This window comes from Brachybacterium paraconglomeratum (assembly GCF_003994255.1).
Lineage (GTDB): Bacteria > Actinomycetota > Actinomycetes > Actinomycetales > Dermabacteraceae > Brachybacterium > Brachybacterium conglomeratum.
The window spans coordinates 356,365-379,941 of record NZ_ML133852.1 but is presented as its reverse complement, the minus strand read 5'-3'; the positions used below and the strand labels follow the sequence as shown (position 1 = coordinate 379,941).

The following is a 23,577-nucleotide window of genomic DNA, read 5'->3' as shown; positions in this document are numbered from 1 at the left end:
CGACGGGGCCGCACCGCTCGCGCGGTGCGGCCCCGTCGGGCTGTGCTGTGCGGGGAGATCCCGTCGTGCCCTGCGGCGCGGCAGGGATCGGTGCCGAGCCGCTCAGCGGAAGACGATGGTGCGCGAGCCGTCCAGCAGGACCCGGCGCTGCGCGAACAGGCCCACGGCCTCGCGCAGGGTGCGCACCTCGGTGTCCTGACCGATCGCCATGAGCTCCTGCGGGGAGCGGGTGTGGTCCACGCGGATGACCTCCTGCTCGATGATCGGGCCCTCGTCGAGATCGTCGGTGACGAAGTGGGCGGTCGCCCCGATCTGCTTCACGCCGCGGGCGTGGGCCTGGCGGTACGGGTTCGCGCCCTTGAACCCGGGCAGGAAGGAGTGGTGGATGTTGATGCAGCGTCCGGAGAGCTCGGCGCTCAACTCGGGGGAGAGGATCTGCATGTAGCGGGCCAGGACCACGAGCTCGATGTCGTGCTCGACGACCGCCTCGCGCACCCGGTCCTCGAAGGCCGCCTTCTCCTCGGCGGAGGTCACCGGACGGTGCTCGAAGGGGACCCCGTGGAACTCGGCGTACCGGGCCGGGGTGTCGTGGTTCGCGATCACCAGCGGCACCTCGATCGGGAGGTTCCCGATCGAGGTCTGGAACAGCAGGTCGTTCAGGCAGTGGGTCGACTTCGAGGTGAGCACGAGGGTGCGCACCGGGCGGCCCACCTCGTCGATCTCCGCCTCGATCCCGAAGCTCTCGATCGGTGCGGCGAGCGCGGCGCGCACCTCGTCCAGGGACGCGTCTGTGAGGATCTCGACGCGCATGTAGAAGCGGTGGGAGTCGCCGCTCTCGAACTGGCGGCTCTCGACGATGTTGCCGCCGGCCTCGACGATCGCTCCGGTGATCGCGTGCACGATGCCGGGGCGGTCCTCGCACGCGAAGGTCATCACGTAGCGGCGGGCAGGGGAGGGGGAGTGATGCGCTGAGGTCATGGCCCGAGTGTAGGAGAGCGCTGCGGGGAGTGCGGCGCACGGGTCCGCCACGGCGAGCGGCACCGGGTGGATAGGCTGGTCAGCGCACCGACGAGGAGGGGACGGGCGAGCATGGCAGCAGCAGGCGGGCGGCTGGATCGAGGTCCCCTGGTCGGGGTCCTCGCCGTCCTCGTCACCTCCGTGCTGTGGGGCACCACCGGCACCGCGGCCACCTTCGCCCCGGACGTCGGACCGCTCGCCATCGGCGCCGCGGCGCTGGGCATCGGCGGGATCCTGCAGGCGCTGATCGCCCTTCCCTCGCTGCGCCGCGAGCGCACCGCCCTGGCCTCCCACCGGGGCACGGTGGTCGCCGGAGCACTGGGCGTGCTGATCTACCCGCCGGCGTTCTACAGCTCGATGCACCTGGCCGGCGTCGCCGTCGGCACGGTCGTCTCCCTCGGATCGGCGCCGCTCGCCTCGGGCCTCCTGGAGCGGATCCTCGAGGGACGCCGGCTCGGCGCCTGGTGGATGCTCGCGGCGGGCCTGGGCATCGCGGGCAGCGCCGTGCTGTGCGCCGCGACGATGCACGACGCCGCCGCCGACACGGCCGGCACGACGGCGGGCGTGGGGCTCGGCCTGGTCGCCGGAGCGACCTACGCGCTCTACTCCCGGAGCGCGCACCGCCTGATGGGCCGAGGTGTCGGTCGCGCCGCGGCGATGGGCTCCGTGTTCGGGCTCGGCGGACTGGCGCTCCTGCCCGTGCTCGCGCTCACCGGCGCCCCGCTGCTCGCCTCCCCGCAGGCGTTCGCCGTCGGCGCCTACATGGCGCTCGTGCCGATGTTCCTCGGCTACGTGCTGTTCGGCCTCGGCCTGACCCGGATCTCCGCGAGCACGGCGACGACCCTCACCCTCGCCGAGCCGGCGGTCGCGGCCGTGCTGGCCGTGCTCGTCGTCGGGGAGAGGCTGCCGCTGCTCGGCTGGCTCGGGATCGCCGGGATCGGCCTCTCGCTGCTGATCCTCGCCCTCGCGCCCTCGGGACGGGAGGTCGAACCGCTGGCGGTGCCCGATGTCGCGGCCGCCCCGTGAGCCCCGGCGCCGCGGGGTCGGGCGGGGGCCGGACATGACGAAGGCCGCCGACCGGTGTTCCCACTGGTCAGCGGCCTCTCTCGGTCGGGCTGACAGGATTTGAACCTGCGACCCCTTGACCCCCAGTCAAGTGCGCTACCAAGCTGCGCCACAGCCCGAGACCCTCCGTCACCGGAGGACCGAGGAATACAGTACCCCGCTCCGAGCGCTGGGGCGAATCGAGAGGGGCGTGACCTGCGGCACCCGTGGCGGAGCGCGGATCCGCGGCGTCCATGGGATAGGCACGCCGGGCGGTGGTCGTCGGGCGCATCGGCCCCGCCCAGCTCCTACACTCCAGGCATGGCTGAGCGACGGATGCGACGGGGGGAGGAGCACGCGACTCCCCATGGCGAGACCCCGTACTCGCCGACCTCCCTCCTGCGCGCGCTCACCGCGGATCCCTACTCGGTCGACCCTCTGCGGGAGGACGAGCATCCGCTGGAGTCGGCCACGCCGCCCGACAATCGTCGGATGCGCGCCGTCACCCTGCTGCTGGCCGTGCTGCTCGGCTTCGCGGTCGCCGTCTCCGTGGTCGACCTGCGGCAGGAGGCCGCCGGCGCCGACAGCCCCCGCGCGCTTCTCGAGGAGGAGGTGCTCGAGGTGCGCGCCGAGACCGACCTGCTCGAGGATCGTCGCACCCTCCTCGAGCAGGAGATCCTCGAGGCCCAGGAGGAGGTCCTCGACACCGCCGACGGCAGCTCCGCGGAGCGGATCGGCGAGTACGAGCGCGCGGGCTACGGCGTGTCGCTGACCGGCCCGGGCGTGCAGCTGACCCTCGACGACTCCGCTCCGCTGCCCTCCCGCCCCGGCGCGGGTCCGGGCGCCGTGAACCGGGTGGCCGACGGCGACCTGCAGATCGCCGTGAACGGCCTCTGGGCCGCCGGTGCCGAGGCGATCTCCGTCAACGGCCAGCGCGTCACCGAGACCACCGCGATCCGCACCGCCGGCTCCGCGGTGCTCGTCGACTTCCGCCCGCTCTCCCCGCCCTACGAGATCACCGCGCTCGGCGATCCCGAGCAGCTGCGCGCCGGGGTCGAGGAGGCGGAGGCGGGCGAGTACCTCTCCGAGATCTCGACCCGCTACGGCATCGGCCTGACCTGGACGGCGGGGGAGGATCTCTCCACGCCCGCCCGCGCCCAGGGCACCCTGCGCGAGGCCTCCGTGCTCGAGGACCCCGCCGGGTCCGCGCCCGCGGACCTCCGCGACCCGACCCCCGACAGCGCCGCCGAGGGCGGCGAGGACCAGGAGGACACCCCGTGATCGCCATCCTCGGCCTGGTGGTGGGCATCGTGCTGGGCGTCGTCGTCCAGCCCGACGTCCCCGCCGGCCTCCAGCCCTATCTCCCGATCGCCGTGGTCGCGGCGCTGGACACCCTCGCGGGCGGTCTGCGCGCGAGCCTCGACGGCGCCTTCGACGCCCACGTGTTCATCACCTCGTTCCTTTTCAACGTGCTGATCGCCGCGTTCCTGGTGTTCCTCGGGGACCAGCTCGGCGTCGGCTCCCAGCTCTCCACCGCCGTGATCGTCGTGCTCGGCATCCGGATCTTCTCCAACGCGGCCGCGATCCGTCGGCTCCTGTTCCGGTCATGAGCGACGGCACCCGCACCCCGTCCAGCCGGGACCAGCAGCGGATCGTGTGGCACCGGCTGAAGGACACCCTCCGCCCTCAGGCGACCGTCGCCCAGGTGATCGTGGGTCTGCTGTGCCTCCTGCTCGGCGTGTCGATCGCCGCGCAGATGGGTCGCAACGACGAGTCCCTCGAAGGGGCCACGCAGCAGGAGCTGGTGCGCCTGCTGGACGAGTCCGGTCGCCACGCCTCGGACCTCGAGCTCGAGAACGCCGAGCTCGAGCGCACCCTGGAGACCCTCCGCTCGGGACGCGAGGGCGACGTCGCCGCGCAGGACGCTGCCGAGCAGCGGCTCGCCGACCTCGAGATCCTCGCCGGCACCGCCCCCGCCCAGGGGCGCGGGATCGTCGTCTCGATCGCGGACCCGGAGCAGGGCGTGCGCGCCTCGACCCTGCTGGGCGTGCTGCAGGAGCTGCGCAACGCCGGCGCCGAGGTGGTGCAGATAGGCGACGTGCGCGTGGTCGCCTCCACCTCGATCACCACCGCGCCCGACGGGGGTCTGCTCGTGGACGGCCGGGCGATCCGTGCGCCCTACACGCTGAAGGCGATCGGCGATCCCGCCGTGATGGAGCCCGCGCTGCGGATCCCCGGCGGCGCGGCCGACTCGGTCTCGGGCGACGGCGGGACGCTCTCCGCGGCCGCCGAGGACGAGGTCCGGATCGAGGCGACCGTGGACCTCAGCGCCCCCGAGCACTCCCGGGTGGTCAAGTGATCGTCAAATCCTGACGTGCTGGAGGGAAGGAACCCCCGGTGGGCGCCATGGGCGTGCGAGAATGGATCAGCGGCGGCCTGCACCGCCACGACGCACGGTCGCAGCAGGCCAGGAAGGGGTGTGAGGTGTCAGGGAACACCGAGTGGAACGACGCCAATCTCGACCACACGTCGAAGCTGAGCGCGATCTCGCCCAGCGACCCCCTCGAGGACGCCGAGCCCGGCCTGTCCTCGCAGGATCGTCGGGCGATCGAGAACCTCCCCCCGCGCAGTGCGCTGCTGATCGTGCGGAAGGGCCCGAACCTCGGCGCCCGCTTCCTGCTGGACTCCGAGACCACGGTCGCGGGGCGCCACCCCAAGAGCGAGATCTTCCTCGACGACGTCACGGTCTCCCGCAAGCATGCTGCCTTCGTGCGTGACGGAGACGGCTTCCTGGTGCGCGACCTCGGCTCGCTCAACGGCACCTACGTGGGCAAGGAACGCGTCGACGAGGCGCGCCTCCACGCCGGCCAGGACGTGCAGATCGGCAAGTACCGCCTGACGTACCACCCGTTCCCCGGGGCGGTCTGACCCGATGCCGGCCGCCGCCTCGCGCAGGCCGGGCTCCACCGCCGCCGCACGCATGAGCATCGGCCAGGTGCTCGAGATGCTGCGGGACGAGTTCCCCGACCTCGCCCACTCCAAGCTCCACTACCTGGAGTCCGAGGGCCTCCTCGCGCCCGCACGCACCCCCGCCGGCTATCGCAAGTACAGCCGCGAGGACGTGGACCGACTGCGGTTCGTGCTGCGCGCGCAGCGGGACCGGTTCTGGCCGCTGAAGGTCATCAAGGAGCATCTGCTCGAGCACGGTGTCGACTCCGAGGTCACCTCGATCGCCTCCCGGCCCGGCCCCAGCTCCACCCTCCAGCCGGTGCGGCTGGACCGGCGCGGCCTCGCCCGTGAGGCGGGGGTGGAGGAGGACTTCCTCGCCGAGCTGGAGCAGTACGGCTTCCTGACGGACGACGTGCTCTTCTACGGCACCACCGAGCTCGAGATCGTCACCGCCGCCCGCGACCTCGCCGACGAGGGCCTGCACCCGCGCCATCTGGTGATGCTGCGTACCGCCGCCGAGCGGGAGGCGCACATGATCCGCTCCGTGGCCCGGCCCCGCTCCCGGGCGGGGGACGCCGCGGCGCGCGGCGAGGCGGAGGACTTCGCCCGCGACCTCGGCGAGTCGATGATCACCCTGCACGGCGCGATGCTGCGCACGAAGCTGCGGGAGGTCTGAGCGCACCGGGTTCCTGGCACCTCACTCGTCACCTCTCCGTGACCTTCGCGCGGCGCGTTGGTACCGGAGAGGGGGCACTTCGCGCTACTCTGGGCGGGCGCTCTCATCCTTCCCCCTCTGAGAGCCGGAACCCGGAGGTAGACGTGAACGCCACCCGAGGCGATGATCGCACTGAGCAGTCCACCGTCCCCGCGGAGCCCGCCCAGGGCGTGCTCTTCGACGACGTGGTGGACACCCCTGGCGAGCTCGGCTATCGCGGCCCTGCCGCGTGCAAGGCCGCCGGCATCACCTATCGCCAGCTGGACTACTGGGCCCGCACCGGCCTGGTCGAGCCCGGCGTGCGCGCGGCCCACGGCTCCGGCAGCCAGCGCCTCTACGGCTTCCGCGACATCCTCGTGCTCAAAGTCGTCAAGCGCCTCCTCGACACGGGCGTCTCCCTCCAGCAGATCCGCATCGCCGTCGCAGCTCTTCGTGAGCGCGGCATCGACGACCTCGCCGGCATCACCCTGATGAGCGACGGCGCCTCCGTCTACGAGTGCACCTCCGCCGAGGACGTCTTCGACCTGGTCCAGGGCGGCCAGGGCGTGTTCGGCATCGCCGTCGGCCGCGTGTGGCGCGAGGTCGAGAACGATCTCGCCGTGCTGCCCGGCGTCGACCCGGCCGACGACGCGGCGCTCGCCCTCCAGGACGAGCTCGCGGCGCGTCGCCGCTCCCGCCAGGCCGGCTGAGCGCCGCCCGCACCACCACCGACGAGAACGGCGGGACCCTCGGGGAAGGGGGCCCGCCGTTCTCTCGTGCGGTGATCGTGTCACTCGTGCGGTGATCGTGCTGGGGTTGCGCGACGCCGAGCTCACGGGGCCCGGGGAGCCCGGCGCGGGCGACGAGCTCCGCGGCCGCGCGGTCCCGCGCAGAACCGGGGCCCGCGCGGGGGAGGAGCGCTCAGGAGTTCTGGCGCGAGTCCATCACGGTGCGCAGCAGCGCGTCGAAGTCCTCGGTGAGGCGCGCGCCGGAGGCGCCCTCATAGCGGTGCAGCGGGACCGCGCCGCCCTGCGCCTGCTGCAGGCCCACCCGCTCCTCGATGACCGGGTCCAGGACCGAGTCGCCGAAGAGGTCGCGCAGCTCGGCCAGGCGGTACTGGTGCTCCACGGAGCGCGGACGGTAGCGGTTCACCACGAGCCCCAGAGGCTGCAGCCGCGGGGCGATGCCCTCCTCGTGCATCTCGGCGGCGAGCTTGAGCGCGCGGTCCGCGGCGGTGACCGCGAAGAAGCCCGGCTCGGCCACCACGAGGGAGCGGTCCGAGGCGGCCAGCGCCATCTGCGTGAGCCCGTTGAGGGAGGGCGGGCAGTCGATGATGACCAGGTCGTACTGGTGGGTGCGCTTGTCCAGCGCCTGGTGCAGCCGCCCCACGTCCTTCTGGTTCAGCGCGGGGGAGTCCATCACCGCGGAGCGGCTGGTGCCCGGGATGATGTCGAGGTGGGAGGCGGCGTCCTTCGACCACGGCGTGGGGATGATCGCGCGATCGATCGTCTCCGTGCGCGGGGAGGAGAGCACCTCGGCGATATCGAGCGTGGAGGCCGGCTCCCCGAGCAGGCCCAGCGTCGAGTCGCCCTGGGGGTCGAGATCGATGACGAGCGCGTTCACCCCCTGGTGCAGGGCGGCAGAGGCCAGGCCCAGGGTCACGGACGTCTTGCCGACGCCGCCCTTCAGGGAACACACACTCACGATGAACACCCCCGCAGTCTACCGACCCGGGCGGGCACCTCGGTGCCGCGACGAGCGGTAACCTGCCGTGGCCACCCGCACCCCGCCCCTGGAGGGACCCCGATGACGCAGCTGACCCACGACCTCGTGCTCGAGGTGCTCGAGGGATGCGCCGCCAGCGCCCTCGCCGAGGCCCGCGAGCTCGGTGCCGTGCGCACCGTCTCCGCGACGGAGCTGATGCTGCGCACCGACGATCTCGACGCCGCCCGCTCCCTGCGCCGCGTCGTCGCCGCCTCGACCTCGCTCACGGTCCCCGCGCGCCGCCCCCGGGAGCTGCTGGAGACCTCCGTGCAGCAGCGCCTCGCCGAGCTGCTCGAGGACCTGCGCCGGCAGCGCCCCCGCCAGGTGTTCCACGGGCTGCGCCTGGAGGCGGCGGGCGCCGGGACGCCGGAGATGCGACGCCTGGCCACCGCCCTCGCCGAGCTCGCCGATCTCCCGATCGACGACGCCGACGGGGACCTCGTCGCCCGGGTGCGCCGCGGCGCCTCGCCCGGGACCTGGCAGGTGCTGCTGCGCACCACGCCGCGCCCGCTGGCGACCCGGGCATGGCGCGAGGTCGACTACCCCGGCGCCGTCAACGCCACCATCGCCGCGACCGTCCTGGACCTCCTGGACGTCGGCGCGGAGGATTCCCTCCTGGACATGACCTGCGGCTCGGGCACCTTCCTCGTCGAGCAGCTGCACCGGGCGGCACCGGCCCGCGCCGTGGGCGTGGACCTCGATCCCGCGGCGCTGGACGCGGCGCGCCGGCACCAGCGCGCGGCCCGGCGCAGAGGCCGCATCGACTGGGTCGAGGGCGACGTGCTGACCGCGGAGCTCGAGGGAGGCTTCACCCGCCTGGTCACCAACCCTCCCTGGGGCACCCTCCACGGCGAGCACGAGAGCAACGAGGACCTCCTCGCGGCGCTGCTCGAGCGCGCCGCCGAGCTCGCCGCACCCGGGGCGCGCCTGGGCGTGCTGACCCACGAGATCACCCGCATGCAGCGCGTCCTCGAGCAGCGCGCCGCGGGCTGGCGCCGGGCCGGGGAGCACCGCTTCTTCCAGAAGGGACACCACCCGCGCCTGTTCCTGCTCGAGCGCTGAGCAGGCCCCCGCCGCAGCACGACCCGAGCGGGGGCCGGCGGGCTCAGAGCCCGCGGCGCCCCGCCGCCAGCGCCCGCCTGCCGCCGGAGTCCCCGTGGATCCGCACCCGCGCCACCTCATCGCGGCCCGTCACCCACAGCAGCAGCTCGAGCGGCTCGCCGTGCACGCGCAGGCTCCCCTCGGCGCCGCGGGAGCGCAGCCGCCGCCCGCCCCGCGGGGAGACGAGCGTGACGTCGGCCGGGATCCGCATCGCCAGCGGCGCCATGAGACCGACCGCCCGCCACGCCGCCCGGTCCCGCTCCGCGTCCGGTCGGCGCGGCTGCCAGCCGCACCGGCCCCGGCGCAGGTCCTCGTGATGGATCAGCAGCTCGGCCTGGCCGCTCAGCCGGTCCATCCGTCCGGCGAAGGAGAGCGGGCCGGGGCCCATCCGGAAGTCCTCGACCCGTTCCGTCCACGGGCGATCCCGCCGGCTCTCCCGCGCCTCGCGGGCTCGTCGGCCGAGCGACCCGGGCAGGCGCGGCCCGACGATCAGGTGCGGCGCGGACTCCCGCAGCACGAGATGCTCCAGGAGGTCCTCCGCGTCCCAGCCGGGCAGGATCGTCGGCGCCTCGGGGCCGAGCGCGGCGAAGCTCGCCGCGAGGGCCTCGCGCTCATCGCACTCGCGGCCGCCTCCGGCGCGGTCCCCGGCTCTGCGCACGCGGCTCATGCCTGGTTGCTGAAGGCCGCGTCGAAGGACTGCTCCGAGACGGGGTAGTCCAGGCTGCGCAGCAGCTCGAGTGCCTCCTTCGCGCCGTGCAGGCGGTCCATCCCGGCGTCCTCCCACTCGATGGAGATCGGGCCCTCGTAGCCGATCGAGCGCAGCGCCCGGAACGCTGCGTCCCACGGCACGTCCCCGCGGCCGAAGGAGACGAAGTCCCAGCCGCGCCGCGGATCGCCCCACGGCAGGTGCGAGCCGAGACGGGTGTTGCGCCCGGTGGTGCGCACCCGGATGTCCTTGCAGTCCACGTGGTAGATCCGGTCGGCGAAGTCGGTGATGAAGGAGACCGGGTCGATCTCCTGCCACATGAAGTGGGAGGGGTCCCAGTTCAGGCCGAAGGACTCCCGGTGCCCGATCGCCTCGAGGGTGCGCTTCGTGGTCCAGTAGTCGTAGGCGATCTCGGAGGGATGGACCTCGTGCGCGAAGCGCACGCCGCACTCCTCGAAGACGTCGAGGATCGGGTTCCAGCGGTCGGCGAAGTCCTGGTAGCCCTCGTCGATGACGTCCTGGCCGACGGGCGGGAACATCGCCACGTACTTCCAGATCTTCGAGCCGGTGAAGCCCACGACCGTGTCCACGCCGAGCTTCTGCGCGAGGCGGGCGGTGTTCTTCATGTCCTCGGCGGCGCGCTGCCGCACGCCCTCCGGATCGCCGTCGCCCCACACGGCGGGGCCGACGATCGCCTGGTGGCGGAAGTCGATCGGGTCGTCGCAGATCGCCTGGCCCTTGAGGTGGTTGGAGATCGTCCAGACCTTCAGCCCGTGCTTCTCCAGGATGCCGAGCCGCTCGGCGATGTAGGCCTCGTCGTCCCAGCGGCTCGCGTCGAGGTGCTCGCCGGAGACGGCGATCTCGAGGCCGTCGTAGCCCCAGCCGGCCGCGAGCTCCGCGACCTGCTCGAGGGTGAGATCGGCCCACTGGCCGGTGAACAGGGTGTGGGGGTGCGCCATGGCGGCGTGGCTCCTTCTCGTCGGTGAGGGTGGCGTGCGTGGGGTCAGAGGCGGACGGTCGCGCCGTCGGCCCGGTGGGAGGCGATGACGGCGTCGAGGATCCGCTGGAGGGTGAGCCCGTCCTCGAAGTCGGGGGAGTAGGCGGCGGGGTCGCGGTCCCGGACGGCCCGCAGCAGGTCGCGGGCCTGGTTCGTGAAGGCGTTCTCCCAGCCCAGGATGTGGCCCTGCGGCCACCAGCCCTCGAGATAGGGGTGCTCGGGCTCGGTGACGAGCACCCGGGTGAAGCCCTGCTCGGCGACCGGTGCGGTGGCGTCGAGGAACCACAGCTCGTCCAGGCGCTCGAGGTCGAAGCGCAGCGCGCCCTTCGTGCCGTACACCTCCACGGACAGCTCGTTCTTCGCACCGGTGGCCATGCGGCTGGCCTCCACGGACGCGATCGCCCCGCCGTCGAGCTCGAGGGTGGCCCAGGCGGCGTCGTCGACGGTGACGGGCTCGGGCCCGTCGGGGCCCGGACGCTCGGGGACCATCGTCGCGAGCCGGCCCCGCACCGCGGTGACCTGCTGCCCGGTGACGTACTGGATCTGGTCGATCGCATGGGAGCCGATGTCGCCGAGCGCGCCGGAGCCCGCGGTCTCCTCGCGCAGCCGCCAGGTCATCCCGGCCTCGGCGTCCACGAGCCAGTCCTGCAGGTAGGAGGCGCGGATCTGGCGGATCTGGCCGAGCCGGCCGGCGGCGACGAGGTCGCGGGCGTGGGCGAGGGCGGGCACGCGCCGGTAGGTGTGGCCGAGGGCGGCGACCTGGCCCCGCTCGCGCGCGGCGCGGGCGGCCTCGACCATGCGCTCCGCCTCGGCCGGGTCGTTCGCGAGCGGCTTCTCGCACAGCACGTGCTTGCCGGCCTCGAGCGCTGTGATCGCGATCTCGGCGTGGAGGAAGCCGGGGGTGCAGATGTCGACGATGTCGACGTCGTCCCTCGTGATCGCCTCGCGCCAGTCGGTGGCGTGCTCCTCCCAGTCCAGGCGGCGGGCCGCCTCCGCGACGGCCTGCTCGTCCCGGCCCACGATCACGCGGCGTGCGATCGGCGGCACGTCGAAGGCGGCGCCGACGGTGCGCCAGGCCTGGGAGTGGGCGCGGCCCATGAAGGCGTAGCCGATCAGGGCGACGCCGAGCGGACGGGCGGGGGACTCGGGCACAGGGGCTCCTTCGGACGACGGGTCGTGGACGGGCGGGCAGCAGCCCGCGAGTGCGCGGCGTGCTCGGCGGGGCCGCGGGCCCGGGTCGACCTCGCCCCGGGCGTACGGCGCTCGGGCACCGATGACGCACCGGTGACCACCCTATGTCGCTGATCACATCCGGGCAAAGGCGCCGGCCGCCCGCCGGGCATCCGCCGATGCCGGAGACTGGGGGGATGGAACGTCATGTGCGCGCATGGATGAGGGCCGAGGTCCAGGAGGGGACGGACGTCGCTCTGCTGGTCGCGGTCTCGGACGCCCCGGTGGCGGAGGAGACGCTGAGCGTGCGCGCGGGCGGGGCCGAGCATCCGGTGACGGAGACCCGGGACCGCTTCGGCAGCCGCCTCCACCTCCTGCACGGCCTGCCCGGCGGGGAGGTGGAGATCGTCTACGACGCGCGCGGCATCGGCGAGGCGCCCGCGCCGCGGGTGCTCGAGGCGGACTCGGTGCTGCACCTGCGCCCCTCCCGCTACTGCGAGGTCGACGAGTTCACCCGCAGCGCCCAGGAGATCGTGGGGGAGCGCGAGGGGATCGAGGCCCTCGACGCGGTCGTGGACTGGGTGCACGGCCACCTGGACTACGTGCCCGGATCGAGCACGATCACCGACTCGGCCCGCAGCACCTTCGTCGCCCGGCGCGGAGTGTGCCGGGACTTCGCCCATCTCACCGCGACGCTGCTGCGCGCGGCGGGCATCCCGGCGCGCTGCGCCTCGGTGTACGCGCCGGGTCTGAGCCCGATGGACTTCCACCTCGTGGTCGAGGCGCTGGTCGAGGGGGAGTGGCTGGTGGTCGACGCGACGCATCTCGCGCCGCGCGCCTCCATGGTGCGCATCGCCACCGGTCAGGACGCCGCGGACACGGCCTTCATGACCACCCTCGCCGGGGACGTAGCGCTCACCGGCATCCAGGTCACCGCCGTGGTCGATCCGGAGCTGCCGCGGGAGCGGCCGGGGGAGCGGCGAGCGCTGCGCTGAGCGCTGCGCCTGCCGCCGGGCGCTCCGCTCAGGCCTGCGGCGTCCCCGGCCCGGAGGGGTCCTCGGGATCCGTCTCTCCGTCGATCCCCGTCGGCCCCTCGGAGCCGGTCGAGCCCTCGTCGTCCGTCGGCCCCGCCGTGTCCTCCGGCGACTGCCCGTCGGAGCCCTCGGGTGCCTGCCCGTCCTCGGCCTCGAAGCTCGCAAGGTACTCCTCGACCTCGGCGGCGATGTCCTCGGCGCTCGGGACGACGGAGCCTGCCCCGGAGGTGATCATCCTGTCGTAGCGCTGCTCGAACCCGGCGACCATCTCCTGCAGCTGGGGCTGGGCCTCGATCTGCGCGGCGATCGCCTCGCGCACGGGGAGCGCCTGCGCCTCGAGCGCGCCGGCCCCGATCCGGGGACCCCGCTCCTCGCCGATCGCGGTCAGAAGCGCGATCGCGGCATCGGGGAAGGACATCTCGTGGAGGTACTGGGGCACGTGCACGGTCAGGCCCACCACGTCGTGCCCGCCCTCGGCCAGCCGCATCGTCAGCAGCGCCGTGAACGGGGCGCGGAGGCGGAAGGTGCCGGGCATGGTGCGGCGCACCGCGATCGACTCCGGGTCGCCGGCGAAGCGGGTCACCGGCAGCTCGCGGGTATGGGGGACCGGGGCGGGGAAGCCCTGGAGCAGCAGGGTCCGCTCGATGCCGAGCTGCTCGACCACGATCCGCAGCGCGCTCGCGACGCGCTCCCACTGGAAGGACGGCTCCGGCCCGGTGAGCAGGAAGAAGGTCTGCCCCTGCTCGTCGGTCACCTCGTGCAGCAGGATCTCGGGCTTCTCGTAGTCGTCGAAGTGGTCCAGCTGCAGCGTGACCTCGGGGCGGCGCCCGGCGTAGTCGTGCACCTGGTCCATGTCCAGCCGTCCCACGACACGGCTGGAGAGCGTGTTGAGCAGGTGGTCGTCCAGGAGCCGCTGCGCATCGCCCGCATCGGTGAAGGCGCCGAGGGTGACCAGCAGCGTTCTGCCGTGCAGGGCGCGCGAGTCGACATGGCGCTCGTAGCTGAACAGGGTCGTCGGATCCATCATGACCTCCAGGGCGACAGGACGGCCTCGGCGGGCCGCGGGTGGGTGACCTCCTGGTCAACGGCCCCTCCGTCGGAACTATTCCGCCCTCGGCGCAGACGGGCCGGAGTTGGCGCACCTCACAGCAGCATCAGGGCCGTGTCCACGGCGAGCCGCGCCGCGAGCGCCCCGGTCACCACCAGGAACACGATCCGCACGAAGCGCGATCCCAGGCGCAGCGCGAGCCTCGCGCCGAGGAAGCCGCCGCTGAGGTTCGCCAGCGCCAGCACGCCGCCCAGCAGCCACCACACCTGGCCCTGCAGCCCGAAGACCAGCAGCGCCCCGACGTTGGTGGTGAGGTTCGCGAGCTTCGCGTGGACGCTCGCCTCGAGGAAGCCGTAGCCCAGCAGGGAGACCATCAGGATGATGAAGAAGCTGCCGGTGCCGGGGCCGAGGATCCCGTCGTACACGCCGACGCCCGCCCCGATCCCGCCCGCGCGCAGCAGATGGGAGCGGCCCTGGTGGCGCGGGGCGTGCTCGAGCCCCATCGACGGCTTCAGCAGGGTGTACGCCCCGACGGCGAGCAGGGCGACCAGCACGATCGGGGTCAGCCACGGCTTGGGGATCAGGCTCGCCATCGCCGCTCCGGCCGCGCTCCCGCCCAGCGCGCACACCACCAGCGGCCCCGCGGTCGCGGCGACCGGGGTGATCCGTCGGACGTAGGTCCAGGAGGACACCGCCGTCCCCGCCGCGGAGGCGATCTTGTTCGTGCCGAGCACGGCGCCGCTGGAGGCGTCGGACGGCATGGCGGTCAGCAGCGCGGGCAGCTGGATCAGACCGCCGCCGCCGACGACCGCATCCACCCAGCCGGCCACGAAGGCGGCCCCGATGAGCAGGACGAAGGTCAGGGCGGAGAGCTGGGTGAGCTCGGCGAGCAGAGGCACCGCACCAGTGAACCACCGCCCCGGCCCGGCGTGCCGGGCTGACACACTGGGGCCATGCACGCGCTCATCTGGGACCTCGGCGGCACGCTCGTGGACACCTATCCGGACGTCGACCGGGCGCTCGCCGAGGCGCTGCGCGCGGAGCCCGACCAGGAGCTGCTGCACGAGGTCGCGGTGCTGACCCGGCGCTCCAGCTCCGAGGCGATCACCGAGCTCGCCGCCCGCCATGAGGTGCCCGAGGCGCGCCTGCGCACCGCCTACGAGGCGACGAAGGAGCAGTGGGCGCGCAGGCCGCCGCCGCTGAAGGACGGTGCCCGGGAGGTGCTGGCAGCCGTGCGCGAGCGCGGCGGTCCGAACCTCGTGGCCACCCATCGCGATCGCGAGAGCGCCGCCGCCCTGCTCGACTCGCTCGGTCTGGAGGTCGACGACATGGTGTGCGCGCCCGACGGCCACCCCCGCAAGCCCGCCCCCGACATGGTGCTCGCCCTGCTGGCCCGGCACGAGCTGACGGCGGGGGAGTGCCTCGCGGCGGGGGACCGGCCGGCCGACGTCGAGGCCGCGCGGGCCGCCGGGGTCGAGGGCGTGCTGCTGGAGACCCCCGGGATCCCGCTCGAGGCGCCGGGGGCGCGCCGCATCCACTCGCTGCGCGACCTGATCCCGATGCTCTGACCGCCGTCGACCCGGACGGCCCACGTGGTGCTGCTCGCCCGCACCGGCGCGGCACTCATGGCGCGCCTGGCCGGCGCGGAGCCCTCCGCTGCACCGCCGGATCCAGCCGGTAGTGGCCGCTCGCAGCATCGTGCTGGAAGAGGCTGATCAGGGCCGCGAGCGCGAGGGCGATCCCGCTCATCTCCAGCAGCTCCTCGATCATCGTGCCGCAGATGTAGCGGTTGTCCACGATCCAGTCCGATGCCGCCAGATGACGGCCGTTCAGGCTCTCCACCCCGACCGCGCCCACCAGGAACAGCGCCCCGCCCAGCAGGATCCCGATCAGCGCCCGGCGGGGGAGCGAGAGCACCAGGCGCAGCAGGAGCAGCCCGATCACCAGCGCGATCGGCGCGCCGACGAGGACCCAGGTGAACCCGACGTCGAACGGCAGCAGCGCCACGAGCCGGTCGCCAGGCACGTCGAAGCGCTCGTGGATCTCGAGGTACTCGTCGACCGAGGCGAGCAGCGCCACCACCGCCAGCAGCCACCAGGAGCGACGGAAGGACGGCCCGGCCAGGGCGATCATCGCCGCGAGCCCGCCCAGCAGCAGCCAGAGGCCGGAGTTGTACCAGGTCGCCATGTTGTACTCGCGCCCCACGTCGAAGTACCAGAACACGGTGTGGAAGTTCTGCGAGGTGACGCCGGTGATGCGCTGATGGGCCAGCAGCGTCACGAGCGCGACGAGGATGATCACCACCGCCACGGCGATCAGGCGGGCGGCGATGCGGGGGAGCGAGAGCGGGCGGAAGTCGGCCTCGTCGGGAGTGACGGCGTCGGTGGCGCGTGCGTCTGCGGTGCGCACGGCGGCGGGGTCAGTCATATCGGACACCCTATGAACTCCCGATGAGATCTCGGTGAACCCCGGATGTGGACGCTCTCATGCGTGTCGCGGCACGTCGGGGGACTACGTTGGGGACATGGCGATCATCTACAAGGCAGAGCTCAGCCCGACGAAGCCCGAGGTGCTGCGAGAGCTGCTCACCTCCCGCCCCTGGGGCGAGGACGAGGAGCTCCAGGTGCTCGGCGCGTACCGCTTCGACGACCCGTCCGGCGAGGTCGGCGTCGAGTGCCACCTCGTGCGTGTGGGGGAGAGCATCTACCACCTGCCGCTGACCTACCGGGGCGCGCCGCTCGAGGACCCCGCGGCGCAGCTGGTGACCACGATGGACCACTCGGTGCTGGGCACCCGCTACGTCTACGACGGCCTCGAGGACGAGCTCGCGATCGAATGCTTCGCCCGGGCGCTCGCCGGCGAGCAGCAGCAGGCGGTGCTGGAGACCTTCGCGCCCGACGGCACGCCCGCCGGGACGCGTCCGCAGTCGGTGGAGCTGACGCTCGAGGTCGACGAGGGCGAGGTCGCGCCGACCCTCGAGGAGCTGCTCGACGGCGACGAGACGTTCACGATCGCGCGCACGGTCGACGGGCTCGACGGCGCAGTCCGTCTCGTCGCCGCCTGGGACGGCGGGCGCGGGGTCGTCGCGGCCTGCTGAGGGCACGAGGCGACCGCTCCCGGTCCGGGCGACGGGGGAGCAGTGCCGCGGGCTCCCCGTGATCCCGCCGCACGGCAGGGCCCGCCGCCCTAGTCGCTCTCCCCGGCGAGGTGGGTGGCGAGGACGTCCTGGGCGATCTCGCGCAGCAGCCGGATCGAGTCGCGGGGGAGCTGGGCCTCGGCGCTGCCGGCACGCATCGCCGCGATGATGCGCCGGCTCAGACGGCCCGGGCCCGCCAGGCGCACACGACGAACGCCGGGGGAGTCCGAGAGGCTCACCAGGCGGGGGAGCAGGCCGACCCCCGCTCCGGCGCCGACGAGGGCGATGGCCGTCCCCCACTCCGTGGCCTCGTGGGCGATCCGCGGGGTGAGGCCTGCCGCCGTGAAAGCGGTCGTGAACAGCGCGCGATAGGCGGAGCCGGGCTGGTCGGTCACCCACGGGTCGGCGACGAGCTGGTCCAGCGACACGCGCTCCTGCGCGGCGAGCGGGTGGCCCGCCGGCACCATGACGTCCAGCGGGTCGTCGAGCAGGGTGATCTTCTCGAACCGGGGATCGGCCTCGAGAAGCACCTCGCCCTGCATCGAGACGACCACCGCCACGTCGATGCGCTCGGCCACCAGCAGGTCGAAGCAGCGTGCCGGGCTCGCCTCCATCACCTGGACCTCGACGGAGGGGTGCAGGTCGCGCAGGCGGGGCAGGAGGGGGGCGATGAGGTGCGAGGCCGCGGTGGAGAAGCCGCCGATGCCGAACTGCCCCGGGACCTGACCGTCCGCGCTCGCGCTCGCGGCCCGGATCTGCTCCCACTGCGCGAACAGCGCGTCGCTGCGGCGCACCAGCTCCTTCCCCGCGGCGGTCAGGCGCAGCCCTCGGCCGTCGCGTGTGAGCAGCGTCTGGCCCAGGGACTGCTGCAGCTCTCTCAGCTGCGCCGACACCGCCGAGGGGGAGTAGCCCATGAGCTCCGCGGTGGCCGCGACGGTCCCGCATCGGGCGAAGGTGCGCAGGGTGACGAGGCGAGGATCGATCATGCGGAGATTCTGCACTGCACTCGTCGATGATTCGCGCTTATCGTGCATGATCCGCGGCGCTAGCCTTCTGCGTATCCGCTGTCATCCCCCGACGATGAGGGAGAGCATGGCCACGATCGACGCACGACCCGCAGCACCCTTCGCGACGGCCGCCATCGCGCCCGAGAAGCTCTCCGAGCTCCAGGCGCTCATCGACTCCCGTCGGCCCGGCTTCTCGCTGACGGCCCCGTTCTACACCGACAGGCAGCTGTTCGACCTCGACATGCGCGCCGTCTTCGGACGGCACTGGCTGTTCGCGGGGAGCATCGCCGAGCTGCCCGAGCCGGGCGACTACATCACCGTCGACTTCGGCCCCTATGCGCTCATCCTGCTGCACCACGACGACGGCTCCGTCAGGGCCCTGCACAACGTGTGCCGCCACCGCGGCGCCCGGATCCTCACGGAGGACTCCGGCACGACGGGAAACCTCGTGTGCGGGTACCACTCGTGGACGTACGCCCCGGACGGAGCGCTGATCCACGCCTCCGCGCCCGGCGAGATCGACTTCGACGCCGGCTGCTTCGCGCTCAAGCGCGCGCACTGCAGAGTGGTGGGCGGCCTGATCTTCGTGTGCATCGCGGCGGAGCCGCCGGAGGACTTCGACGAGGTCGCCGAGATCTTCCGTCCGTACATCGAGCCGCACGAGCTCGGCGCGACGAAGGTCGCGTACCAGCAGGACATCGTGGAGCAGGGCAACTGGAAGCTCGTGATGGAGAACAACCGCGAGTGCTACCACTGCGACGGCCACCCCGAGCTGGCGTGCTCGCTGTTCCCCACCTGGGGCCTCACCGACGAGACGGTGCCGTCCCACCTCGCCGACGTGTGGGACCGCAACCTCTCGGCGAGCGCCGCCCTCGAGCAGCGATGCCGTCGGTACGGTCTGCCGTTCGAGGTGGTCGAGGAGCTCGACACCCGCGAGGCCGGCATCCGCATCTCGCGCGAGCCGCTCGACGGCGAGGGGGAGTCGTTCTCGGCCGACGGCCGTCGGCTGTCGAAGAAGCTGCTGGGGGACCTGCCCGACTTCCGGCTGGGCCGCTGCTCCATGCACCTGCAGCCCAACAGCTGGTTCCACCTCCTCGGCGATCACGTCATCACCTTCGCGGCGTTCCCCCTCGACGAGGAGCGCACGCTGGTGCGCACCACCTGGCTGGTCGCCGACGACGCCGTCGAGGGCGTCGACTACGACCTCGAGACCTTGACGCACACCTGGAAGCGGACCAACCTGCAGGACAAGGCGTTCGTCGAGCTGTGCCAGCGCGGCGCCGCCAGCCCCGCCTACGAACCGGGCCCCTACATGAAGAGCGAGTACCAGGTCGAAGCGTTCGTGAACTGGTACATCACCCGCCTGCGGGAGGCGCTGCAGTGACCTTCGACGTCGACGTGGACAGGGGCGCGGTTTCGCTCGCCCTGCGCACCCGCGGCCTCGAGATGCCATGGAACCGCGTCCTTGCGGCCGTGGCGGGGCCGGCGCGCGCCGCGACGGCGCTCGGCCCCTGGTACCCGGAGGAGTTCCAGGCCGAGTGCGTCGAGACCATCCCCGAGTCCCAGGACTGCACGACCTTCGTGTTCCGACGGCTCGACGGCGCGCCGCTCGCGTTCCGCGCGGGCCAGTACCTCAACATCGACTTCCCCGTGGACGGGGAGGACGCCGAGCCGGTCAGCCGCAGCTACTCGCTCTCCAGCGCCCCGACCTCTCCCTGGACCTTCGCCGTGACGGTGCGCCGCGACCCGGCGGGTCGGGTGTCCTCGTGGGCTCATGCCACCATCCGTCCGGGCATGATCCTCGACATGCTGGGCCCGGTCGGCGCGTTCCACCTGCCTGACTACGACCGCCGGGCGCGCTACCTGTTCCTCGCCGCCGGATCGGGCATCACCCCGATCATGTCGATGATCCGCACGATCCACTCCCTGCCGGGACAGGCCGACGTCTGCCTGCTCTACCACGGCTCGTCCCCGGATCGCTTCGCCTTCGTCGACGAGCTCGACTTCCTCGAGAAGGCCGACTTCCGCATTCGGGTGGCCTATTCGCTCGGCGACCGCGAGCGGCCCGAGGGGTGGGGCGCCCGCGTGGGACGCATCTCGGCGGAGATGATCGACGCCGTCGCGCCCGACGCCAACGGTCGCCAGGTGTACGCCTGCGGCCCGCAGGGATACCTCGAGCAGGTCCTCGACTGCCTGCCCGCGGTCGGCGTGGACGACACCTCGGTGTTCGTCGAGAACTTCACCGGCGACTCCGCCACACGACGCGAGTACGCGGCCGAGCTCGCGGCCGCCACGGAGTTCGCCGAGGACCTGCAGGTCGCCGCCGAGGAGAGCGCGGAGCACCAGGGCGCGGTCCTGGACGTTTACGACCTCGCGGCAGACCTCCCCGAGCTCGCGCACGTGGAGCCCACCGTGGCGGTCGACGCCGAGGCGAGCGCGCCCGTTCCCCGCACCCCGGACGCACCGGAGGGGGAGCGCCAGGTGGTCGGTGCCGGCGCGCTCACCATGTCCTTCGTCCGCAGCGGGCTCGACGTGCGCATCGACCCCGAGCAGAACATCCTCCAAGCGGCGCGGGCCTCCGGTGTGCGCATCGGCGCCAACTGCCAGGAGGGCATGTGCGGCTCCTGCAAGATCGTGAAGCTGGAGGGCGACGTCGACATGCACCACCAGGGCGGCATCCGCGCACGCGAGATCGCCGCCGGGAAGTTCCTGCCCTGCTGCTCCACCGCACTGACCGATCTCGTCATCGACGCCTGACCCCACGAGAGAGAGCTCCCATGAGCACCGCACCCCGCATCGTCATCATCGGCGCCGGCATCGTCGGCGCGAACCTCGCCGACGAGCTCGCCCAGCGCGGCGCCACGAACACGCTCGTGCTCGAGCAGGGCCCGCTCGAGACGCCGGGCGGCTCCACCTCGCACGCCCCCGGCCTCGTCTTCTCGACGAACCCCTCGAAGTCGATGACCGCGTTCGCGCAGCAGACCATCGAGAAGTACACGCACCTGAGGGGACCGGACGGCACCGGGTCGTACCTGGCCGTCGGCGGTCTCGAGCTCGCGACCAGTCCCGAGCGGCTGCAGGACCTGCATCGTCGTGCCGGCTGGAACCGCTCCTGGGGAGTCGAGGCGCAGGTGGTCGACACCGACGAATGCCGGCGACTGTTCCCGATGGTCGATCCCGAACCCGTCCTCGGCGGCCTCTGGACGCCCGGGGACGGCCTCGCGCTCGCGTTGAAGGGAACGCGCCTCGTCATCGAGCGCGCTCGGAGGGCCGGGGTCGAGTTCCGCGACCGCACCACCGTGACGGGGATCGACACCTCGGGCGGCCGCGTGCGCGCCGTGCTCGTGGGGGAGGAGTGCATCCCGGCCGACATCGTCGTCTCCTGCGCCGGATTCTGGGGCCCGCGGATCGGCGAGATGGCCGGGGTCGACGTGCCGCTGCTTCCGCTCGGCCACCAGTTCGCGATCACCTCGCCCGTGCCGAGCCTCCGGGGCAGGAACGAGCTGCCGAAGGGCGCCTCCGCCCCGATCCTGCGCCATCAGGACCGCGATCTCTACTTCCGCGAGTGGGGCGACCGGATCGGGATCGGCTCGTACGCGCACCGCCCCATGCCCGTCGCCCTCGACGACCTGCCGCAGTACCGCGCCGAGGAGATCACCGACGAGGCGATGCCCTCGAGCCTCCCGTTCACGCCGGAGGACTTCGCGGCCGAGTGGGAGGAGTCGCAGAGGCTGCTGCCCGAGCTGCGACAGACCTCGGTCGATCGTGCCTTCAACGGCGTCTTCTCCTTCACGCCGGACGGCGGATCGCTGGTGGGGGAGTCCGCCGGGGTCGACGGGTTCTTCATGGCCGAGGCCGTCTGGGTGACCCATTCGGTCGGCATCTCGCGGGCGCTCGCCGAGGTGATCACGACGGGGACCTCGGAGACCGACCTGTCGGGCCTCGACCTCAACCGGTTCGAGAAGAACCAGACCACGCGCGCCTACGTGGACGAGACGAGCCAGCAGAACTTCGTCGAGATCTACGACATCCTGCATCCCCGCCAGCCGCGGGTCTCGCCGCGCGACCTCCGGCTCAGCCCGTTCCACCGGCGCCAGGTGGAGCTGGGCGCCTTCTTCCTGGAGGCGCACTCCTGGGAGCGGCCGCACTGGTACGAGGCCAACGCCCCTCTGCTGGACGAGCTGCCCCCCGAGTGGGCGGCCCCGCCGCGCGACGACTGGTCGGCGCAGTTCCACTCGCCCGTCGCGGCGTGCGAGGCATGGAGGACGCGCACCGCCGTCGCGATGTACGACATGACGGCGCTGACGCGCTTCTCGGTGACGGGCCCCGGTGCCGCCGACCTGCTCGACCGTCTGACCACGTCGTCGATGCGGCGCAGGCCCGGCGCGGTCAGCTACACGCTCCTGCTCGACCGGGCGGGCGGCATCACGAGCGACATCACCGTCGCGATCCTCGGCGAGAACGACTACCAGGTGGGCGCCAACGGCAGCATCGATCTCGCCTATCTCGCCCGCGAGGCCAGGCACCAGTCGCAGGAGGACCCCGCGAAGTGGGTCGAGGTGCGCGACATCACGCCCGGGACGTGCTGCATCGGGCTGTGGGGCCCGCTCGCCGGCGAGGTGGCGGCGCGGCTGACGGACGAGGACCTCGGCGCCGAGGCGCTCGGCTACTTCCGCACCCGCAGCGTCACGCTCGCGGGGATCCCGGTGACGGCGATGCGGCTGTCGTACGTCGGCGAGTTCGGCTGGGAGCTGTACACCTCGGCGGACCTGGGGGAGAGGCTGTGGGACGCGATCTTCGCGGCGGGGCAGGAGTACGGCATCGTCGCGGCGGGGCGCGAGGCGTTCGAGTCGCTGCGCCTGGAGAAGGGCTTCCGCTCCTTCGGGACGGACATGACCACGGAGCACGAGCCCGTCCAGGCCGGCATCGGCTTCGCGGTGAAGGCCTCGAAGTCGGCGGACTTCGTGGGCAAGGACGCGCTGGCCGCGCGTGCGGCCGCGGCGACGACGCGACTGACGTGCCTGACCTTCGACGAGCCGACATCGATCGCACTCGGCCTCGAGCCGGTGTTCCTGCCCGGGTCCGGGACCGCCGCCGGGTACGTCACCAGCGCCGCCTACGGCTACACGCTCGGTCGTGCGATCGCGTACGCCTGGCTGCCCGACGACCTGACGGTCGGCGACGGCGTCGAGGTCGAGTACCTCGGCACGCGCTACGCGGCGACCGTGTCGGAGGAGCCGCTCTACGATCCCGCCATGGACAGGATCCGTCCCGAGAAGGCAGCGCAGGTGCCCGCAGGCCGGTCAGCGTGAGGGGGAGGGCAAGCAGCCCGGGCCTCTCACCGTACTTTACATAACGTGCATTATCGGCCCAGTGTTCAGAGGTGTTCAGAACCGAGTGGCGGGTATCAGTCGGTATTCCTTTCATGAAGCGATCGAAGCATGCCACTCGATCACGACCGGTCAGGTCTCCGAGTGTCTACGACCGGTCATGACTCCGAGCGTCGTCTCACGCCGGCATCACCTCTCGTGTCGTCGCAGTGCCTAGTCTTCCGGGACCTTGTGGCAGCGAGATGTGGACGTGTTCTGCCTCCGGGCAGTCGCTGGGCGCTGTCGACGATGCGTAGGCGATGCCCGGTGTGAAGACGGCATAAAGATGGCATGCGGTGCGTCAGGGCCGTCGACCTCAGCGGTCATCCTCGGCATCGTCCGGCGCTGCGAGGGTTATCCGACCGCTGTCCAGGAACTCATCCTTAGGGCCGGGAACGTCGAGACCGGCGGCGTCCGCGTCGTGCGCGATCTCGATGGAGTCGACGCCCTTCTCGCCCGGGTACAGCTCGGGCAGAGACGGTGTTCCGCCCGGGCTGAGCCGTCGTCGAATGCGTTGCCACGTCTCATTCATGCTCACTCC

General features: G+C 72.5%; 24 protein-coding genes and 1 tRNA gene. 14 read left to right on the top strand and 11 right to left on the bottom strand.

The window, feature by feature from the left end; genetic code table 11:
- Window positions 1-102 precede the first annotated feature (102 nt).
- The gene (locus tag DS079_RS05860; protein WP_126985648.1) at window positions 103-978 is read right to left on the bottom strand and encodes a formyltetrahydrofolate deformylase; all 876 of its coding nucleotides are present in this window, start codon (window positions 976-978) and stop codon (window positions 103-105) included.
- Window positions 979-1,089: 111 nt separating this feature from the next.
- Between DS079_RS05860 and DS079_RS05855 the strand changes: the two genes are divergently transcribed.
- Window positions 1,090-2,043, top strand: a complete 954-nt coding sequence (locus DS079_RS05855) for a DMT family transporter (RefSeq protein ID WP_126985646.1) — start codon at window positions 1,090-1,092, stop codon at window positions 2,041-2,043.
- Window positions 2,044-2,127: 84 nt separating this feature from the next.
- Here the strand turns inward: DS079_RS05855 and DS079_RS05850 are convergent.
- Window positions 2,128-2,201, bottom strand: a tRNA-Pro gene (locus tag DS079_RS05850).
- A 181-nt stretch (window positions 2,202-2,382) separates the two neighbouring features.
- Here DS079_RS05850 and DS079_RS05845 point away from each other — a divergent pair.
- From DS079_RS05845 to DS079_RS05820, 6 genes are all read left to right on the top strand, one after another.
- A complete protein-coding gene (locus tag DS079_RS05845; protein WP_126985644.1) occupies window positions 2,383-3,342 on the top strand; it encodes a DUF881 domain-containing protein in 960 nt (319 codons plus the stop codon).
- A complete protein-coding gene (locus DS079_RS05840) occupies window positions 3,339-3,671 on the top strand; it encodes a small basic family protein (protein WP_010551520.1) in 333 nt (110 codons plus the stop codon). The genes DS079_RS05845 and DS079_RS05840 overlap by 4 nt, the downstream gene beginning before the upstream one ends.
- A complete protein-coding gene (locus DS079_RS05835) occupies window positions 3,668-4,420 on the top strand; it encodes a DUF881 domain-containing protein (RefSeq protein WP_010551521.1) in 753 nt (250 codons plus the stop codon). Before DS079_RS05840 ends, DS079_RS05835 begins: the two co-directional genes overlap by 4 nt.
- Before the next feature lie 125 nt (window positions 4,421-4,545).
- Entirely contained in the window at window positions 4,546-4,989 is a 444-nt protein-coding gene (locus tag DS079_RS05830; protein ID WP_126985642.1) for an FHA domain-containing protein, read from the top strand.
- 52 nt (window positions 4,990-5,041) lie between these two features.
- Window positions 5,042-5,686 (top strand): transcriptional regulator FtsR, encoded by a 645-nt coding sequence (gene ftsR / locus DS079_RS05825; RefSeq protein WP_241237565.1) that lies wholly within the window; start codon window positions 5,042-5,044, stop codon window positions 5,684-5,686.
- Window positions 5,687-5,829: 143 nt separating this feature from the next.
- Entirely contained in the window at window positions 5,830-6,414 is a 585-nt protein-coding gene (locus tag DS079_RS05820) for a MerR family transcriptional regulator (RefSeq protein WP_010551524.1), read from the top strand.
- 211 nt (window positions 6,415-6,625) lie between these two features.
- On the opposite strand, the gene DS079_RS05815 is transcribed toward DS079_RS05820, so the two are convergent.
- Complete coding sequence (locus tag DS079_RS05815) at window positions 6,626-7,417, bottom strand: ParA family protein (protein ID WP_010551525.1); 792 nt, start codon at window positions 7,415-7,417, stop codon at window positions 6,626-6,628.
- A gap of 93 nt (window positions 7,418-7,510) precedes the next feature.
- On the opposite strand from DS079_RS05815, the gene DS079_RS05810 reads away from it, so the two are divergent.
- Complete coding sequence (locus DS079_RS05810) at window positions 7,511-8,530, top strand: methyltransferase (RefSeq protein WP_126985638.1); 1,020 nt, start codon at window positions 7,511-7,513, stop codon at window positions 8,528-8,530.
- Between the two features lie 43 nt (window positions 8,531-8,573).
- On the opposite strand, the gene DS079_RS05805 is transcribed toward DS079_RS05810, so the two are convergent.
- The 3 genes from DS079_RS05805 to DS079_RS05795 are packed head-to-tail and all read right to left on the bottom strand — an operon-like array spanning window position 8,574 to window position 11,424.
- Window positions 8,574-9,236, bottom strand: a complete 663-nt coding sequence (locus tag DS079_RS05805; protein WP_126985636.1) for a TIGR03085 family metal-binding protein — start codon at window positions 9,234-9,236, stop codon at window positions 8,574-8,576.
- Window positions 9,233-10,234 (bottom strand): sugar phosphate isomerase/epimerase family protein, encoded by a 1,002-nt coding sequence (locus tag DS079_RS05800; protein WP_126985634.1) that lies wholly within the window; start codon window positions 10,232-10,234, stop codon window positions 9,233-9,235. The genes DS079_RS05805 and DS079_RS05800 overlap by 4 nt, the downstream gene beginning before the upstream one ends.
- 44 nt (window positions 10,235-10,278) lie before the next feature.
- Window positions 10,279-11,424 carry a Gfo/Idh/MocA family protein gene (locus tag DS079_RS05795; RefSeq protein ID WP_126985632.1) on the bottom strand — a complete coding sequence of 382 codons (1,146 nt, stop codon included), beginning with the start codon at window positions 11,422-11,424 and terminating at the stop codon, window positions 10,279-10,281.
- Between the two features lie 215 nt (window positions 11,425-11,639).
- On the opposite strand from DS079_RS05795, the gene DS079_RS05790 reads away from it, so the two are divergent.
- Window positions 11,640-12,437 carry a transglutaminase-like domain-containing protein gene (locus DS079_RS05790; RefSeq protein ID WP_029360764.1) on the top strand — a complete coding sequence of 266 codons (798 nt, stop codon included), beginning with the start codon at window positions 11,640-11,642 and terminating at the stop codon, window positions 12,435-12,437.
- A 28-nt stretch (window positions 12,438-12,465) separates the two neighbouring features.
- Here DS079_RS05790 and DS079_RS05785 read toward each other — a convergent pair whose 3' ends face one another.
- Both DS079_RS05785 and DS079_RS05780 read right to left on the bottom strand, forming a co-directional pair.
- A complete protein-coding gene (locus DS079_RS05785; RefSeq protein ID WP_126985630.1) occupies window positions 12,466-13,500 on the bottom strand; it encodes a PAC2 family protein in 1,035 nt (344 codons plus the stop codon).
- 119 nt (window positions 13,501-13,619) lie between these two features.
- On the bottom strand, window positions 13,620-14,423 hold the full coding sequence (locus DS079_RS05780) for a TSUP family transporter (RefSeq protein WP_126985628.1): 804 nt from the start codon (window positions 14,421-14,423) through the stop codon (window positions 13,620-13,622).
- A gap of 54 nt (window positions 14,424-14,477) precedes the next feature.
- Here DS079_RS05780 and DS079_RS05775 point away from each other — a divergent pair, with 54 nt between their 5' ends.
- Window positions 14,478-15,092 carry an HAD-IA family hydrolase gene (locus DS079_RS05775; protein ID WP_126985626.1) on the top strand — a complete coding sequence of 205 codons (615 nt, stop codon included), beginning with the start codon at window positions 14,478-14,480 and terminating at the stop codon, window positions 15,090-15,092.
- A gap of 55 nt (window positions 15,093-15,147) precedes the next feature.
- Here the strand turns inward: DS079_RS05775 and DS079_RS05770 are convergent, their stop codons facing one another.
- On the bottom strand, window positions 15,148-15,951 hold the full coding sequence (locus DS079_RS05770) for a hypothetical protein (RefSeq protein ID WP_126985625.1): 804 nt from the start codon (window positions 15,949-15,951) through the stop codon (window positions 15,148-15,150).
- A 97-nt stretch (window positions 15,952-16,048) separates the two neighbouring features.
- Between DS079_RS05770 and DS079_RS05765 the strand changes: the two genes are divergently transcribed.
- The gene (locus DS079_RS05765) at window positions 16,049-16,621 is read left to right on the top strand and encodes a maltokinase N-terminal cap-like domain-containing protein (RefSeq protein ID WP_126985623.1); all 573 of its coding nucleotides are present in this window, start codon (window positions 16,049-16,051) and stop codon (window positions 16,619-16,621) included.
- An 89-nt stretch (window positions 16,622-16,710) separates the two neighbouring features.
- Here the strand turns inward: DS079_RS05765 and DS079_RS05760 are convergent, their stop codons facing one another.
- A complete protein-coding gene (locus tag DS079_RS05760; protein ID WP_126985621.1) occupies window positions 16,711-17,646 on the bottom strand; it encodes a LysR family transcriptional regulator in 936 nt (311 codons plus the stop codon).
- A 106-nt stretch (window positions 17,647-17,752) separates the two neighbouring features.
- Here DS079_RS05760 and DS079_RS05755 point away from each other — a divergent pair, with 106 nt between their 5' ends.
- The 3 genes from DS079_RS05755 to DS079_RS05745 are packed head-to-tail and all read left to right on the top strand — an operon-like array spanning window position 17,753 to window position 22,979.
- A complete protein-coding gene (locus tag DS079_RS05755) occupies window positions 17,753-19,051 on the top strand; it encodes an aromatic ring-hydroxylating oxygenase subunit alpha (protein ID WP_126985619.1) in 1,299 nt (432 codons plus the stop codon).
- Window positions 19,048-20,424 (top strand): iron-sulfur cluster-binding domain-containing protein, encoded by a 1,377-nt coding sequence (locus DS079_RS05750; RefSeq protein ID WP_206516139.1) that lies wholly within the window; start codon window positions 19,048-19,050, stop codon window positions 20,422-20,424. The genes DS079_RS05755 and DS079_RS05750 overlap by 4 nt, the downstream gene beginning before the upstream one ends.
- A gap of 20 nt (window positions 20,425-20,444) precedes the next feature.
- On the top strand, window positions 20,445-22,979 hold the full coding sequence (locus tag DS079_RS05745) for a GcvT family protein (RefSeq protein WP_126985617.1): 2,535 nt from the start codon (window positions 20,445-20,447) through the stop codon (window positions 22,977-22,979).
- A 373-nt stretch (window positions 22,980-23,352) separates the two neighbouring features.
- On the opposite strand, the gene DS079_RS05740 is transcribed toward DS079_RS05745, so the two are convergent.
- Entirely contained in the window at window positions 23,353-23,568 is a 216-nt protein-coding gene (locus tag DS079_RS05740) for a hypothetical protein (protein WP_126985615.1), read from the bottom strand.
- Window positions 23,569-23,577: the final 9 nt, after the last annotated feature.

Bases quoted from the DNA above. Each gene is read 5' to 3' on its own strand.
- DS079_RS05765 (WP_126985623.1), top strand. From the start codon at position 16,049: ATGGCGATCATCTACAAGGCAGAGCTCAGCCCGACGAAGCCCGAGGTG.
- ftsR (WP_241237565.1), top strand. From the start codon at position 5,042: ATGAGCATCGGCCAGGTGCTCGAGATGCTGCGGGACGAGTTCCCCGAC.
- DS079_RS05785 (WP_126985630.1), bottom strand. From the start codon at position 13,500: ATGGATCCGACGACCCTGTTCAGCTACGAGCGCCATGTCGACTCGCGC.
- DS079_RS05845 (WP_126985644.1), top strand. From the start codon at position 2,383: ATGGCTGAGCGACGGATGCGACGGGGGGAGGAGCACGCGACTCCCCAT.
- DS079_RS05855 (WP_126985646.1), top strand. From the start codon at position 1,090: ATGGCAGCAGCAGGCGGGCGGCTGGATCGAGGTCCCCTGGTCGGGGTC.
- DS079_RS05860 (WP_126985648.1), bottom strand. From the start codon at position 978: ATGACCTCAGCGCATCACTCCCCCTCCCCTGCCCGCCGCTACGTGATG.
- DS079_RS05790 (WP_029360764.1), top strand. From the start codon at position 11,640: ATGGAACGTCATGTGCGCGCATGGATGAGGGCCGAGGTCCAGGAGGGG.
- DS079_RS05800 (WP_126985634.1), bottom strand. From the start codon at position 10,234: ATGGCGCACCCCCACACCCTGTTCACCGGCCAGTGGGCCGATCTCACC.
- DS079_RS05805 (WP_126985636.1), bottom strand. From the start codon at position 9,236: ATGAGCCGCGTGCGCAGAGCCGGGGACCGCGCCGGAGGCGGCCGCGAG.
- DS079_RS05835 (WP_010551521.1), top strand. From the start codon at position 3,668: ATGAGCGACGGCACCCGCACCCCGTCCAGCCGGGACCAGCAGCGGATC.
- DS079_RS05770 (WP_126985625.1), bottom strand. From the start codon at position 15,951: ATGACTGACCCCGCCGCCGTGCGCACCGCAGACGCACGCGCCACCGAC.
- DS079_RS05760 (WP_126985621.1), bottom strand. From the start codon at position 17,646: ATGATCGATCCTCGCCTCGTCACCCTGCGCACCTTCGCCCGATGCGGG.
- DS079_RS05755 (WP_126985619.1), top strand. From the start codon at position 17,753: ATGGCCACGATCGACGCACGACCCGCAGCACCCTTCGCGACGGCCGCC.
- DS079_RS05775 (WP_126985626.1), top strand. From the start codon at position 14,478: ATGCACGCGCTCATCTGGGACCTCGGCGGCACGCTCGTGGACACCTAT.
- DS079_RS05740 (WP_126985615.1), bottom strand. From the start codon at position 23,568: ATGAATGAGACGTGGCAACGCATTCGACGACGGCTCAGCCCGGGCGGA.
- DS079_RS05745 (WP_126985617.1), top strand. From the start codon at position 20,445: ATGAGCACCGCACCCCGCATCGTCATCATCGGCGCCGGCATCGTCGGC.
- DS079_RS05810 (WP_126985638.1), top strand. From the start codon at position 7,511: ATGACGCAGCTGACCCACGACCTCGTGCTCGAGGTGCTCGAGGGATGC.